The 14,944-nt window shown below is 64.8% G+C and carries 7 protein-coding genes and 1 pseudogene; 2 read left to right on the top strand and 6 right to left on the bottom strand.

What is annotated here, in order from left to right; all coding sequences use genetic code 11:
* Nucleotides 1-16 precede the first annotated feature (16 nt).
* The 3 genes from ACCQ13_RS04730 to ACCQ13_RS04720 form a co-directional block, all read right to left on the bottom strand.
* Complete coding sequence (locus ACCQ13_RS04730) at nucleotides 17-6,019, bottom strand: transducer protein car (protein WP_159407925.1); 6,003 nt, start codon at nucleotides 6,017-6,019, stop codon at nucleotides 17-19.
* A gap of 754 nt (nucleotides 6,020-6,773) precedes the next feature.
* Nucleotides 6,774-9,302, bottom strand: coding sequence for an excinuclease ABC subunit UvrA (locus tag ACCQ13_RS04725; protein WP_104604717.1), 2,529 nt, complete (start codon nucleotides 9,300-9,302; stop codon nucleotides 6,774-6,776).
* A gap of 102 nt (nucleotides 9,303-9,404) precedes the next feature.
* Entirely contained in the window at nucleotides 9,405-10,043 is a 639-nt protein-coding gene (locus ACCQ13_RS04720; protein ID WP_104604676.1) for an HD domain-containing protein, read from the bottom strand.
* A 265-nt stretch (nucleotides 10,044-10,308) separates the two neighbouring features.
* Between ACCQ13_RS04720 and ACCQ13_RS04715 the strand changes: the two genes are divergently transcribed.
* Complete coding sequence (locus ACCQ13_RS04715) at nucleotides 10,309-11,055, top strand: EAL domain-containing protein (RefSeq protein ID WP_104604678.1); 747 nt, start codon at nucleotides 10,309-10,311, stop codon at nucleotides 11,053-11,055.
* Between the two features lie 18 nt (nucleotides 11,056-11,073).
* Nucleotides 11,074-11,181 (top strand): annotated as a pseudogene (locus ACCQ13_RS04710) (TetR/AcrR family transcriptional regulator); the annotation flags it as partial.
* Nucleotides 11,182-11,290: 109 nt separating this feature from the next.
* Here the strand turns inward: ACCQ13_RS04710 and ACCQ13_RS04705 are convergent.
* Genes ACCQ13_RS04705 through ACCQ13_RS04695 form a run of 3 tightly spaced genes read right to left on the bottom strand, consistent with a single transcriptional unit; the run spans nucleotide 11,291 to nucleotide 14,815 of the window.
* The gene (locus tag ACCQ13_RS04705; RefSeq protein WP_159406717.1) at nucleotides 11,291-12,769 is read right to left on the bottom strand and encodes a M48 family metalloprotease; all 1,479 of its coding nucleotides are present in this window, start codon (nucleotides 12,767-12,769) and stop codon (nucleotides 11,291-11,293) included.
* Between the two features lie 14 nt (nucleotides 12,770-12,783).
* Entirely contained in the window at nucleotides 12,784-13,170 is a 387-nt protein-coding gene (locus ACCQ13_RS04700; protein WP_104604682.1) for a hypothetical protein, read from the bottom strand.
* A complete protein-coding gene (locus tag ACCQ13_RS04695; protein WP_159406716.1) occupies nucleotides 13,163-14,815 on the bottom strand; it encodes a CHASE2 domain-containing protein in 1,653 nt (550 codons plus the stop codon). Before ACCQ13_RS04695 ends, ACCQ13_RS04700 begins: the two co-directional genes overlap by 8 nt.
* Nucleotides 14,816-14,944: the final 129 nt, after the last annotated feature.

Raw genomic sequence — 14,944 nt, 5'->3', positions numbered from 1 at the left:
CAAGGCGCATCCCTGTTCATTGCTTATCGCCCAAGGTGAGCTCGCCTTCGGCAATCGTCCCGGGCACGCCATCGTCGCGAGCGGTGACCGTCACTGTCGCCATCACGGCAACCCGCGCCTCGTCACCCATAGAGCGCGCCCGCATCATGGTCTGCTCTGCGGCACTGGTGTGTGCATCGATCTCGCGCAACGCATCGGCTTCTTCAACCAGCCAGGCGCGCAGGCCTTGCGCCAACGAGGCCAGAGCACCGATGCGATCGCGCGTTTCGGCCCATTGCTGCCGCATTCTGTCCAGCTTGGTTTGAGCATCTTCAAGGGCCCTGACCGCCTCAACCTTGCGGGTTGTATCGTTCGCTGAAGCATCGGCGCTCGGCGGCTGCATTTGCAGTGCCTGCAGCCTCTGGCGTCGGGCCTCGACAACGCGCTCGGCGTCTTCGATCAACTCGCGCTCACGATCAGACACGCTCTGCAGATCATTTAGGCGACGCATTAGGTCGTCCAACCTTTCGCCCACGTCGCGCAGTTGCGCCTCTTGCGCGTCATATGCTTCTTGGGTCCGACGCAGGAGGGAATCGACCGCTTCAACCAGGCTGAACTCGCCTTGTGCAGCCTGCAGCAGGAATTCAAACGCATGCTGAGCGGCCGCAATGTCTTGCACCCTGCCAGGCTTGTCCATATGGTCGCGCAAGCGATGGTAAGCCTGGGCGAGCGCGTCATCGGCCTGTGTCACCGCGGCGCGATCAGCCTGCAGCGACGCAAGCACCTGGCGCAAGCTCCACGGCGGCGCAATCGCCGCGACGGAGATGCCCTCGCCTGTTGGCGCAAGTCTGGCCAGTAGCCGGTCGATGCGTTCGCGTGCCTTAGCCTGTGTCGGGCCCAGCTTCTCCAGCAGGGCAGCGCAGGTGCGGCGCTGCTCATCAACGCGCTGGGTCTGTTGGTCCAAGCGGGTAAGTTCGCGGGTCAGTGCGCGCAGGTGCGGGCGATCCGGCAGCGTGCCCGCCTGCAGATACCGCTCGAAGGAAGCATCGCGCGCCTCCTGTAATCCTGGGCGGTCACCACGCGGAGAGACCGGGTCCGGTGGCGGAACCTGCGCCCGCTGAGCTTGACCAAGTGCCTGCACGCCGGCCTGCTGCAGGCGGTCCAGTGGACGGCGCAGCGCACGCGCACCGGCTTCGAGGACTTCCGCCCCTTCGATGCGGTCGTACAGCCCGTAACGGAACTGAATCTCCGCCTCGAACAGCTGATGCGACGCCACTGAAGTTGACGCCACATTCAACAGCGGCAAGCCGACACGGCTGGTGACCGGATTCTCGTCGGTGTTGTGCACGGCGATGGCCGCAAGCCGGTACAGATCCGGCGATTGCTGAGCAGCGATAAGAACGTCCTGCCAAGACATCTTGTCGCTGGACGCAGGCAACCCCAGTGCCGCTGCTGCTTGTGCATGCTGCCTGGCGACCAGCGCGTCGTTGATCGCCACCATGGCCTGCGGCCGCATCTCAAACACGAAGCGGACCTGATTGACATGCGGGATGTCCTTGAACCTGCGCAACACCTCGTCCAGGCCGGGAATCTTGCGTCGCATCTCGGCAACGTCGCGCATCTTCTCGCCCAGCGCGTAGTGGCCGATGGCGTGACTGACCACCGCATCCAGCGATTCGCGTCCGAACATATTGATCTCCACACGGGCGCCGGGAATGACGCACGCCCGTTGCTGGATGGCTGCGGCGTCCTCCTGCCGCAGCTGATGCAGCAGGTCGACGACCGACGCGCGCTCGGACGGCGTGCCGCCTGTCCATAACGATGCCGCCGCGGCATCGGTCGCATCCGCAGCCTGCGCCCGCTGTTGTGACAGGGCCTCCCCGGCCAGCGCCGCGCCGGCTTCGATGGCCAGTGCGTCGGGCCCCTGGATTCGTTGAAGCACGTTGCACAGCACGACGCTGCGCTCTTCCGGCGTGGCCGGATACTCCATCGCGCCCAGTTCGGTGCTGCCTTCCGGAAAGATGGCCTTGAGCCGTGCACGCAACGTGTCCCATCCCTGCCGCGTCACCGGCTGCGCTGCACGCGCATCAAGGGTGCGCTTGTAGCTGGCAGTGCCCAATAGCGCGCCTGTGCGCGCATTGTCCCGGAGCGCGTCGGTTGGCAACTGCACGTCGCTGGATGCCACGCGTACGCCTGCCAGCTGCAGCGAGCCGGCGCCAGTGATGGCATTGACCAGCCGCTTGAAATTGCGACCCAGTACCGATGTCAATGCGCCGCCAAGATTGATGCCGGCATTGACCTCGGCGTTGATGCCGACACGACCCTGGAATTCCAGGCCGATGATGTCTTGCCAGGCGTGATCCAGATGCAATTCCATCTGGCTCCATTGCATACCTATCTGCGCCGTCACGCCGAACGGGAAAGACCCCACAACCGCGCTGCGCGGATTACCGGTGGCTGCACCAGGTGCGACAGGCTGTTTCACACCGAAGGGATGCCGCACTGCCAGTGGCTGCACGGTCAGGTTGACGTTGAGCGACGCGTTGATATTGGTTTCGAACAGATCCAGGCCGATCGCCCCACCATCCACGCCAGCGCGTAACAGGCTGGTGGTATCGTCGGCGTGCCGGTCGAACAACAGTCTGGCGAATTCGGGGATGGTGTCCGGTGACAGGATGACGGCGGCACCCATGCCGTGTTGATAGCTCCCGCCCATCCCGAGATTTGCTGCGCCGCCCCAGGTTGCAGACACCGTTGGTGTCGAGTTGACATATACATGCCCGCCGGTTCCCGGTCCGGGACGAAGATCGATGCGCAGGCCTGCGCTTCCGGACGCGGTGGCTTTTGCGTGGCGCACGAAGAAGGCAACCAGGCCCGCATCGCCGTCCTTCGAATCGCCGATGCGCTCGACGCCCAACGCGTGGATGGCCTCCCCGCCCATACCGACATTGATCGGATTGACAAGCATCCATTGCGCCGACCCCAGCGAGCCGCGCAGTTCGGCCGAGCGCACCCGACTTGAGAAAAAGGTGCTGCGATTGAACAGGTCCTGCAGCACATCGATCATGCGCGAGGCCATTTCATCCGGGGCGCTCCCCAACGGCAGGCCAAGACTCTTGAGCAGCTGTAGCTGGCGGGCGCTGCCGGGCGTGGTGACCTCCTGCCGAAATGTCGACACCACATCATCGAATGCTTCCAATTCGCACCAGGACGACAACCCCAACTTGGCCAGCGTATGCAGCCCTGACTGCCACCTGGCATCGGCTGCCTCCAGCGCCTGCGCGTCGGCAACGCCCAGCAGCGCGTTGTACTCGACCAGACCTGCGAGCAGGCAGGCACCGCGCAGCGCATTGGGCGCATCGGACGCGTTGGCGGCTTGATCCTTCTGGGCCGGCAAAGCGACCTGGAGGATTTTGAGTCGATGGCTAACCTCGCGCAACTCGGCAAGCAGCGCATGCTCGGTGTCGCTCAACGCCTGCGGATGCAGCGCCGCGCCACCGGCCAGGGCAGCGATGCAACGGTCAAACGACGGCAGCAAGTCATCGTCTTTCTGGGCCACAACGCGTGTGACCGCAGAACGCGCCCGCCGCCAGAGTTCAGCGGCTCGATAACTGGCAGTCGAACTTGTGCGCTGGATGGCAGCCCCGTCCGCCATGGAAAAATCGGCGGCCAACGCACCTTCGCGGAATCCGATCTTGCGCAGATCGCGCAACAGCCCGGCTAAGGCCGTTCTGCGCAACGTCACCAGGTGAGCATGCTGGTCAGGCGAAAGTCCCTCAACCGGTTGGCGCGGAGACGCCGCATCGGCAATGCGCACCTCCGCCAGCACCGGCAACGTGTCGAACAGTTCCAGCGCAAGCGACTGCGCCTGCATCGCCTCTTGGCGGAAGCCGGCAAGCCGCTGTTGCTGCGGAGTGGGTGGCTGGGCCATGCCGGTCCATCCGGCCAAGGTGCGCACCGCACCGCCGACGATGTCTGCCACCACTTGTGCGAGCGCGGTGGCCTGTGAGCGACCGCTCTCGACCAGGACCTGCGCATTTGAGTTCAAGCGCAACTGATCGGTGGACGTCGTGCCCAGCAAGGTCGTACTGATCGCTGCGTCGTGGTCGGGCGTACTGATCCGACTTGCCTGCTGCTGGTTTATATGGGCATTGGTACCGGATTGAGTACCGGCAGCAGCGACTTCCTCAGGTGACGGAGACGCTGCAATGCGTGCCGCCAGGCGGGTGCCATCTGTATCCGTCATCGCTGGCAACACGGTGTGCCAGCCCGCGCCGAGCTGCACCTGGAGTTGCCCGGTACGCGTACTCCGCAGCCCACGCGGTGGCGGTAGCGTCTGTGGAAAGCTGATCTGTATCGCATCCCGCTGCCCGTTCTCGGCAAGCCGGCATAGCTGCACAGGCCCTTCGCGGGGATGGTCCAACGCATACAGCACATCGTCCAACCCGACCGCGATGGCCAGCGGGCGCTGCAGCGAGGGTATCGGACTGCAGTTGCCTTCCGCCTCCACCTTGAGCAATGTTCCCGAAGCCGTCATCACCACCGCGCTGCGGTCTGCATGCACTGCCACCTGGACGAGCTCTTCGTTGAAATGGGCGATTGGCTTGCAGCGTACCTCCACCACGTCCGGCACCACGACGAGCGGCCCACCGGAAGGCGTGGTGGGCACCGCATCGGCCGCAAGCCAGGTGGTCCGCCCGGGAAGCATGATTTCGACCAGTTGCGGCGGCGCAGCCAGTAGCGCAAATACCGGCCGACGATCAACGAATCCACGCGGTCCGCTGTGCAACGAGACAACCCCGGTGAGTGGCGCGCCATCGGCAAGCGTCAACCGCTCCCATGGCTGGTCCGGCGCGGGCGAGTAGTGCAGCACCCCGTCCAGATGTCCCAACCGGGCATGCCCATCCAGCACCACCTGCGACTGTATCGCCTCATCGGTGGGCAGCTGCAGTCCTTCGCTGCGCATCAGCAGAAGCGGACGGTCGAGCATCAACGCCGGCTGGAATCTCGCCTGCCCTGCCGGCCGTTGCAACGCGATGCGGTGCCCGGAGCTGTCTTCCAGCACAAGATGCACACTGTTGTCGGTGGCCAGCCCCATGGACGTGACCGCCCATCCCTGGGCGCGCTCCACCCGATCCGGCAGGGTCAGGCGCCGTGCAACAATCGGCCCGGTGCCGCGCAGATCCGCCTCATACACACGCCCCTTGTCATCGAGCACCAACGCCGCCTCAACGTCAGGATGAGCCAGCGGCAGCAGATCGACCGGCAACGCAGGCGTCGATTCGAACGCTGGGCCGCCAGGCACCGGACGCAACAACTCCAGCACCCGACCGGGGCTGTCCTCATCGCAGCGGCGCAGCACGCCATCATGGAGCATGCACGGCCTGCCAGCTGCATCGAAGCGCAACACGGCATGCTCGGGCAGGTTGTCGACACTGATGGAGATCTGCTCGCTGCCGGCACGCCAGCAATGTGGACCCGCCTGCATATACACCGCCCCATCGGCCTGCCGCCCGAGCATTCGGATATCTACGTGCGCACGGCATCTGGCGGGTAGCGGAACCGGTGCCCAACCCTGGCTCGCATCGGCACGATGCAGCTTGCTGGCACGATAGGTGAAGCATTGACCATCGGTCGCCTGCCAGATACCAGTCAGCAGGCCAATCGGTGGGTCGGTAAGCTGGCTGGCGACCTGATCGGCTGTTGGCGCCGTGCCGGTGCGATGTTCGACGTCCGGATGCACGGTCAATCCTGCGATCAGCAAACCCGGCGTTGTGGTGAAGAACGCTTCGTTGCGTGGCATCCGCGGGTCCTTGGGATCGGCCACATAGCGCAGCAGCCGTCCGCCGCCGCCTAGCGCCGATTCGCTCTGGATCGCCGGCCGACGCGCAAGCCACGCGTCGATCATGCGTGCGATATCGCGATCCGACGCCGAGGAGCCGTCCAACTGCACACCGGTACGTCGGCCATGCTGCGACAGGGAACTGTGCACGCGGACCTTAGCAACCGAGGTTCTGGACGCGCCTCGCCTTGCCGGCAAGGCGGCAAACGCAGGAGAAGTAGGCTCGGCGGAAGGCCCCTGCGGTGAGGGTGTGGTCGGCGCCGGTGCCTCGACCGACGCTGGCGTCGGCAGCGGCCGGGGCGCGCCCGTTGAAGCGATGAAGTCTGGTGTGGTCATCGAACTATCCAAAAAGTAGGATGTTTGGTGAGGCATCGGTACGGTGACGCCTCAAATTGTGAAGTCCCAAGGACGTACGTCGCGATCAGACAGGCCTGTGGGTCCCTGACATTGCGCAAAGCGTGCGTCAGGCAAAGCATTCGGCTCGATCGGCGGTACTCAACCGGACGCGGGCAAACCCGAAGCACTTAGTGGCGCACTGATGCACGACCAACTCATACCAACCGTCGGATCCCGCAAAGATGCGCGCTCACGCGAGCGTCGCTACCCCGATGGCGGGCATGCGATTGAACACAATCTCGCTACCGCGCGTAACGCTGTTGTCCTGACGCCATTAAGCGCATGTCGCACTCCCTCCCAGAAGAAATGACACCTTGTCAGCATGTATGGTTGCCGGCGCGTCAGGCATCCAACGTACCGCCGTCTCGCCAGCAAGAATTTAGTGCGTGGAGGGTAGCGCGGCATTTCGAATGCGAAACGCTGCGCGAGATGGCGAAGCATGACGTGGCTTGAGTTCCGACCTTGTTGGTAAGATCCGACCTGCGTCGCCCAATCCTACCGTGTCATTAAATTGGACAGATGCCTCTACACCTTCGTGTTTAATGACACAGTAGGACTAACCGATCCACTCTGCTAGAGATGCAGCGGTACGGCTGTGGGCCTGTTGCGCCACCTGCGCCGGCGTACCGGCAACCACCACCGTGCCACCGGCATCGCCCGCACCCGGGCCCATGTCCAGCACCCAGTCGCTGCTGGCAGCCACGCGCATATCGTGTTCGACCACGATCACCGTATTGCCCGCCTCCACCAGACCCTGCAACTGCGTCATCAAGGTGTCCACGTCGGCCGGATGCAGGCCGGTGGTGGGCTCGTCCAGTACGTAGACCGTGTCGCGCCGTTGGGCGCGTTGCAGCTCAGTGGCCAGCTTGATGCGCTGCGCCTCGCCGCCGGAGAGTTCGGTGGCCGGCTGGCCCAGCCGCAGATAGCCCAGCCCTACTTCGCGCAGCGCCTGCAACGGTCGCAGCACGCTGGCATCGTCGGCAAAGAACGTTGCGGCCTGGTCCACGGTCAGCTCCAGCACCTGGGCAATGGTGTGACCGCGTAGTTCGATCTCCAGCGTCTTGGCGTTATAGCGCGCGCCGTGGCAGGTGGGGCATGGCGCGTAGACGCTGGGCATGAACAGCAACTCCACCGACACCGAGCCCTCGCCTTCGCAGGTGGCGCAGCGGCCCTTGACGACGTTGAAGGAGAACTGCCCCGGGTCGTAGCGGCGGCGACGCGCGGCGGGCGTGGCCGCAAACAATTTGCGGACCGGGTCGAACAAGCCGGTGTAGGTCGCCAGATTGGAGCGCGGCGTACGCCCGATCGGTTTTTGGTCCACGCGTACCAGCCGGCGCACCCGATCCAGCCCGCCAACGATCGCACCCTCCACCGGCACCTGAGTGCCGCGCTCCAGCGGATCCAGCGCCTGCTCGTCTTCTGACTGTGATTGGCCCAGATGCGTGGCGAGCAGTTCCACCAGTGCCTGGCTAATCAACGACGACTTGCCCGAGCCGGACACGCCGGTGACGGTGGTGAACACCCCCAGCGGCAGATCCACATCCAGGCCACGCACGTTGTTGCGCGTGATGCCGCGCAACTGCAGCCAGTCACGGGCCTGCCGCGCATGGCGAGGCACCTGCGGCGGCGCACCGAACAGATAGCGCCGCGTGGACGATGCTTCCACCGTCTCCAGCCCGGCGGGCGGACCGCTGTACAGCACCTGCCCGCCATGCGCACCGGCGGCCGGGCCCACGTCCACGATCCAGTCGGCGTGGCGGATCACGTCCACTTCGTGCTCGACCACGAAGACCGAATTGCCCGCCGCCTTGAGCTGGTCCAGCGCGCCCAGCAGCGCCTGCGCATCGGCCGGGTGCAGGCCGGCCGATGGCTCGTCCATCACATACACCACGCCAAACAACTGCGAGCGGATCTGCGTGGCCAGCCGCAGCCGTTGCAGTTCGCCCGGCGACAGGGTGGGCGTGCTGCGCTCCAGGCTGAGATATCCCAGGCCAAGCGCCTGCACCACCGCGATGCGCGCGCGCAGATCCGCCGCGATGCGTTGCGCGGCGATGCGCTGTCCCGGATGATCGGCAATGCCCTTCTTCCTGCCCTGCATGCGTAGGTCGGCCTCTGCCGCCGGGCGCAGCAACTCGGCCACCTCGTCCAGCGGACGCCGCGACAATTCACCGATATCCAGCCCGGCAAAGGTGACCGACAGCGCTTCGCGCCGTAGCCGCTTGCCGTCGCATTGCGGGCATTGCGTGCTCACCAGGTACTGCGCCACGCGCTTTTTCATCTGCGCGCTTTGGGTGGTGGCAAAGGTGTGCAACACATAACGCCGCGCACTGGTGAAGGTGCCCATGTAGCTTGGCGCTTCCTTGCGTTTGAGCGCGCGCTTGACCTCGTCCAGGTCGTAGCCGGCATACACCGGCACCACCGGCTGCTCGTCGGCGAACAGAATCCAGTCGCGGGTCTTCTTCGGCAGCTTGTGCCACGGCAGGTCCACGTCATGGCCCAGCGTGGTGAGGATGTCGCGCTGGTTCTGGCCGTGCCAGGCACCGGGCCAGGCCGCCACCGCGCGCTCGCGGATGCTCAGGCTGCGGTCCGGCACCATGGTCGCCTCGGTCGCGTCGTAGATGCGGCCCAGGCCGTGGCAGGTAGGGCAGGCACCGGCCGGCGTGTTCGGCGAGAACCCGTCCGCATAGATGATCTGCTGCCCCGGCGGATAGTGGCCGGCACGCGAGTACAGCATGCGCAGCGAATTGGAGAGGGTGGTGACGCTGCCCACCGACGATCGCGTGCTTGGCGCACCGCGCGCCTGCTGCAGGGCCACCGCTGGCGGCAGCCCGTCGATGGCATCCACTTCCGGCACGCCCACCTGGTCGATCAGGCGCCGCGCATAGGGCGAAATCGAATCCAGGTAGCGCCGCTGCGCTTCGGCAAAGAGGGTACCGAACGCCAGCGACGACTTGCCCGAGCCGGACACCCCGGTGAACACCACCAGCGCATCGCGTGGAATATCCACATCCACATTCTTGAGGTTGTGCACGCGCGCGCCGCGCACGTGCACCTGGCCGGAGGAAGCGGATGTTGCGTTGGACATGACCATCAAACCGGAATCGACAAGGCCCCAGCCTAGCGCGGCAGGCATGCAGCCAACGTCAGTGCGCGCGGTCGGTTATTGCAGATGCGTTGCGGGGTTAGCTCACGCCGGCGCGTGCGTCGGTACCGGCTGCTCGGCGATCTCGGCCAGGGCCTGCATGCGCACCACCACCGCACTGAACAGGCGCGCAGTCGCCGCATCCCGGATGCGGAAGATCTCTTCCAGCGCGGCGTAGTACCACAAGGTGCCATCGCGGCCGGCAGTGAAGACGTTGAAGATGTCCTGACCCACCGCAGGATTTTCCAGATCCTGCACGATGCTGCGTGCGTTATAGAGCTTGTCGCAACCGGACACCAGCAAGGCGCGCTCCGGCGTCTTGCGCAGATGCTCCAGGTACGCCAGCTTGCGTTCGCGCCAATCGCGCTTGCGCGCGCGCTCGCTATCGTCCACCTCGGCCTTGTCTTCGGCAGTGGCATCGGTACAGGCCATGACGATATCGGCCACGCTGTCGCCGAACTGCGCGCGGATCGATGCCTCATGCCCACCGCCACAGTCTTCCACCACATCGTGCAGCAGCCCGGCAATGGCCTGCTCCTCGTCGCCACCGCATTCCAGCACCAGTGTGGAGACGCCCAGCAGGTGGCTCAGATACGGCACCTGGGTGCCCTTGCGCAGCTGCCCGGCATGGGCGATGCGCGCGTAATCCACGGCCTGGGCATAGCGTTCGGTAAGAGCGGTCATGGGGCATCCGATGCGAGCAATGCACCCAGTATCGCCGGGCCCGACCACGCGCCGGGTGACGACGCTACGACACCTGCAGCGAGCTCGGCCGGTCGTATCCTACAAATGCCCTGGCAGGTAACACGGGAGCCTGAACGCTTTGCCGCTTCCGTGCACCGGCTGTACCTGACTTGCCTGCCGGGCATCGGATCGGCCAGCGTGCTCAATGACGCACCGTTGCGGCCGATAGCGTAGGCTCGTTCCAGGTCGCACGACTTCCCACACCATGTCCAGCCTTCCCGTTTGCACCGCCTGCCGCGATGGTCATGAGTTCCCCACCGCCATCACCATGGCCTTCCAGCCCATCGTGGACGTCATGGCACGACAGATCTATGCCGGTGAAGCGCTGGTGCGGGGCATCAACGGCGAATCGGCCGGCAGCATCCTGGCCTCGGTGGACACGCACAACCGCTACGCCTTCGACCAGGCCTGCCGCATCAAGGCGATCGAATGCGCCGCGCAGATCGCCCTGCCCACGCTGCTGTCGATCAACTTCATGCCCAACGCGGTCTACAACCCCGAACACTGCCTGCGTGCCACGCTCGCGGCCACCGCGCAATACGGCTGGCCGCTGCAGGCCATCATCTTCGAAGTCAGCGAGCAGGAACACCTGGCCGACCCGGCACACCTGCTCGACATCCTGCGCACCTACCGCGCGCGCGGCATGAAGACCGCCATCGACGACTTCGGCGCCGGCTATGCCGGCCTCGGCCTGCTGGCCGATTTCCAGCCCGACCTGCTCAAGCTGGACATTGCGCTGGTCCGCGGCATCGACACCGACCGCAGCCGCCAGGCCATCGTGCGCCACGTCACCCGCATGTGTGAAGAGCTGCACGTCGCCGTCATCGCCGAAGGCATCGAACAAGCCGACGAATACCGCACCCTGCGCGACCTGGGCATTCACCTGCAACAAGGCTACCTGTTCGCCCGCCCGCAGATCGGAGCGCTACCGCAGGTGCAATGGCCGGATTGACAGTGGCCAACGCAACGACTGCGCAGCCACGCCGAAACCGCCAGCAGCGAATACCAGTTTCAGGCCCGCATCTCCGTCATCGCCGCCCTGTGCGGTGGTTTGCACAGCGTGATGCCCAGCAGCATGAATTCAACCGCATACGCCTGCATCCCCATGCTCCGCATAGCATCATCGTCTACAGCGAAGCAGGATTACCGTGCCTTGTGATCGTTTATCGTAAAAGCAAAGAACTGGCCTACCGCGCCTGCTCGCAGGCACGCCGCAGGCGTGCGTCGCCAGTTCCCGCACAGCGGGCCAATGCGAGCTTAGCCAGGTCGTCCTTGCCCATGCGTCGTTGGAAGCGGATGTCGTAGGGGAGCAGTTCCGGCGGGTCGCCGAGGCTTTTCCGGCTGATAGAAAGCAGCTGCAACGCATGCTCGCGCTGGCGATAACGATCAGCATCCTCCAGCACGAACTGGTGGGCAATGAACAGTGAATCACCGCGCGCTAGTTCGCGCTGCCGTTCCAGTAGCGCAGCGCCGTCGTCGGTGAAATTCACATTAAGGCGCAACTGCAGATAGCGGCCCAGCGGCGTCTGCCCAGCTGGCCGCGCGAGCAGTGACGCCAGCGCGGTGGGCTCGGCATCGCGACGCCGCAGCTGCCTGGCTTTGTCCTGCATCAATGCCTGAATTTGCTCCAGATCGGCGAACAGTTCGGCCACGCTTGGCTGTTGTTCCCAGGGCAGAGCGCGTATATCAGCACGCTCGGCATCGCTGTAGTGCGCCTCGATATGCCCGCGCGCTTGCTCTGCACGCTTTTCCGCCACGCGATGACTACGGCCGGCGCGGTCCACGGATCGGTTCACTCCCTGAACCAGGGTCGTGATGACGCCATCGACCAAGCCGCGGTCGCCCACCTTGTGCGCGGCCGATTGCGCCTGATCGCTCGCCTTGAGATACCGTTCCACCGTTCCGGACAGCCCAGCCTGTGCGATCGCCTCTGCGCTGGCCCGCTTGTTCTGCTGCTCCCACAGCTCCATCAGTGTCAACAGTTCCATCATTCCAAGCGGGTTGTAGCCGGCGGCGATCATCAGATCGACACCCTTGCGATCAGCATCTTCTTCCTGCAGACGCATCCGCCTGGGCACGATTCCCGCCTGCACCGACTGCATCAATGCCTCGCGCATCACTGCTTGGCGTACATATCCGGTCTCTGCGTTGCCCCGGCGCTGCGCGTCCACGTAGGCCTGATCCAGATAGAGCGACGTCAGACCACCCCCTACATTACTCAGGCGTTCGAGCATGCTGGCGCCGGCATGGCGCATCAGCACGTGTGCATACTCATGTGCAATCAATGCCGCCAACGCATCCCGGCTGGGCAGGTTCGACAGCATGCCGGCGGCAATGAAGATGGAGCCGTCGTCGTTCGCATAGGCTTCCAGCAGTGGCGCAGGCGTGACATGGATTCTGGCCGCCGGCGCCGACGCGCCGGCCACCGCGCGAATCTCCTGCAACACCTGATCGAGGTCGGCATCGAGCTGCGCGTGTTGCACCGTGCCATATGTCCAACGCTGCCGCTGCAGTGCCGTCATCACCTGCCCCTGCCGCAGCGATTGGTTGGCCCCGGTGAAGATCTGCAGACCGCGGCCGATCGCGTCGATATGCTTCTGTTCGATTCGTTTATCGCCGGCGCTAGCAGGCGCAGCAACCAGCAGCGCCAGTACCATTGCCAACATGCAGCGCACCGACGTCACCGACATCCCTCGCCGACGCCGCGCACGCCTGCGGTAACTGCATCGCTGGCCTCACTGACCATGCTGGTGCAACGAACATTGCCAGAGAGTTTGAGGTCGCCGGCGACCTTCACCTTCAACTTATCCAGCCAGACCGGCCCGTTGGCCGTCTCGACAAGCACGTAGCCCTTGGGAGAAACACGGGTGACCCTGGCTTGGCGCACATCGATGCCTGCCGGCAAAGGCTCCGAGCGTCGGAATCTACCGTCGACTTCTTCATAGGTCATCAACTGCCCATACACCTCGGCCACATGCGGCTGCCGCAACTCTTGAGCCAAGACTGGCTGTACCTGCAGAGCTACCAGCAACAGCAACGGCTGGAATCGCTTTATCGCATCACTCATGTATGGTCTCCGGTATCTCGGCAGGCCTGGCCGACGGTTGTTCGCGAACATTCCACCAGCTCACCTCCCAGATCGCGACGCAGGCAAGCACCAGGGCGGAAAGCCAGTGGCCGGGCGGTTGCCGCAGGTAGAGCTGCGAAACCAGCACGATCAACAGGCTGCTACCAATGCAGGCCACCACGACGACGGCGCTGCGCAGCCAGCGCAGCCAGCGCGGCGATATGCGTGGGGTCAGCAGCAAGGCGGCACCGGCAGTGAAGCAAATCAGCAACATGCCGAGCAGTTCGGACAGGCGGTCGCGCAGGCTGTCGGTGTACATCCGTTCGCTTCCCCACTGCATCAGGTTATCCAGCGCCATGGCATGCAGGTAGACGCCCGGCAGCTGTTGGTGCACGGGCGAGATCACCTGGTCGCCAAGACCGTTCAAGCGCGTGCCGATCAGCACCACACGGTCCTTCAACACGGCGGCCAGCGCCGGGTCGTCCAGCTGTTCTTCGAACACGGTCAGGGTGTAGGCGCAGCGTTCACGTCGGTGGTTCTCCACCTGCTCGTCGAGACCGCTTAGGAAGCCATAGACAGTCAGCCCAGCCGCACTTGCCAGACGACTCCACCATCCCACAGGCGCAGTACGAACGCAGCCCAGCCCATGCGGCTGCACAGGCAATCGCGGCAAGGTCGACCCCCACTGTACCGACATCGGCGTGCCCAGCGCCTGGGCGTTCAGCGCCCGCGCGCTCTCGCGGCAGCCCGCATCCGAACGTGTACGGCAGGCCTGCTGATACAACGCCAGGGCCACCGAGCGATAGTCCGCCCCGAACCCTGGCCCGGTCGACAGTGACGGCACCCAGCCCTCGTCACGTACGTTCTTGGCCGCCAGCAGCAGCGGGTAGTCGCTTCCAACGCCTTTCCAGCTGGTCACCACATCCTGGGCAACAGGCACAATGTCGCTATTGCTCGCAGGCAAGGCGGTGCTGCACCCAGATGCCGCAGAGCCCACCCCGGAAAAGATGGAACGCCGCCCCGGAGCCGACACTCCGAACAACACCGGCACCTTCGCGCAGCCGATCTCGGCCGCAATGCCGTCGCGCGCGTCCGTATAGCTGTCGTCGTAGTCGCGCCGCTGCTCCATCAGGATGTCGACATAGACCGCCCGCGGCTGCTGCGCCAACACCCGCCGCAGCATCTCGTCGTAATAGCTGTAGCGCGGCGGCCACGCCAACTCGCGCGCCTGCAAGGTGTGATCGTCGATCAACACCACCGCGATATGGTCTTGCGCACTCGCCGCTGGCGAACCGGCGGATGTCGGCGGCATCCCATAGAACGGCGCAAACATCCGTCCCGCGATCCGTTGCGACTGCCCTTCACTGGCACGCTTCAACCCGAACGGGTCAATCACCCCGATCACCACTGCGAACAGGAACGCGATCACGAAAATCCGTAAGCTGACGTCCACCCAGCGCAACGCCCACGCAGCAGGTCGCCGCAGCCAGGCTCGGCGCCCGATCATGTTACTGAGACCAACCAATCCATCGGCCCGCTGTCGCAGGCCATCCGGCGCCGCCGCGCCCTGCTGATCCGTCGAATTGTCCTGTAAGACCAAACCTGGCTCCTGCCACAAGGCCGGCGCAATAAGCGGCCAGCTCATGGATTGCTAGCGGCAGCGCTGCGGCTGGCTTGAGCGTCTGATGTGCAGAGTGTGATGTGCTTGGCAGCGGAGTCTTCGTAGTGGCGGAGCTGCCCAGCCAGGTGAATGACACCCGCTAACGGATGCTGC

It is taken from the genome of Xanthomonas sp. NCPPB 1638, from assembly GCF_041475635.2.
In the GTDB taxonomy this organism is placed as follows: domain Bacteria; phylum Pseudomonadota; class Gammaproteobacteria; order Xanthomonadales; family Xanthomonadaceae; genus Xanthomonas; species Xanthomonas cucurbitae.
Note: the sequence above shows the minus strand (reverse complement) of the source record. Positions and strands in the feature narration are given on the sequence as shown.

What these genes read in the sequence shown, in the direction of transcription:
- ACCQ13_RS04705 (WP_159406717.1), bottom strand. Translation starts at nt 12,769, where the DNA reads ATGTTGGCAATGGTACTGGCGCTGCTGGTTGCTGCGCCTGCTAGCGCC.
- ACCQ13_RS04720 (WP_104604676.1), bottom strand. Translation starts at nt 10,043, where the DNA reads ATGACCGCTCTTACCGAACGCTATGCCCAGGCCGTGGATTACGCGCGC.
- ACCQ13_RS04725 (WP_104604717.1), bottom strand. Translation starts at nt 9,302, where the DNA reads ATGTCCAACGCAACATCCGCTTCCTCCGGCCAGGTGCACGTGCGCGGC.
- ACCQ13_RS04695 (WP_159406716.1), bottom strand. Translation starts at nt 14,815, where the DNA reads ATGAGCTGGCCGCTTATTGCGCCGGCCTTGTGGCAGGAGCCAGGTTTG.
- ACCQ13_RS04715 (WP_104604678.1), top strand. Translation starts at nt 10,309, where the DNA reads ATGTCCAGCCTTCCCGTTTGCACCGCCTGCCGCGATGGTCATGAGTTC.
- ACCQ13_RS04700 (WP_104604682.1), bottom strand. Translation starts at nt 13,170, where the DNA reads ATGAGTGATGCGATAAAGCGATTCCAGCCGTTGCTGTTGCTGGTAGCT.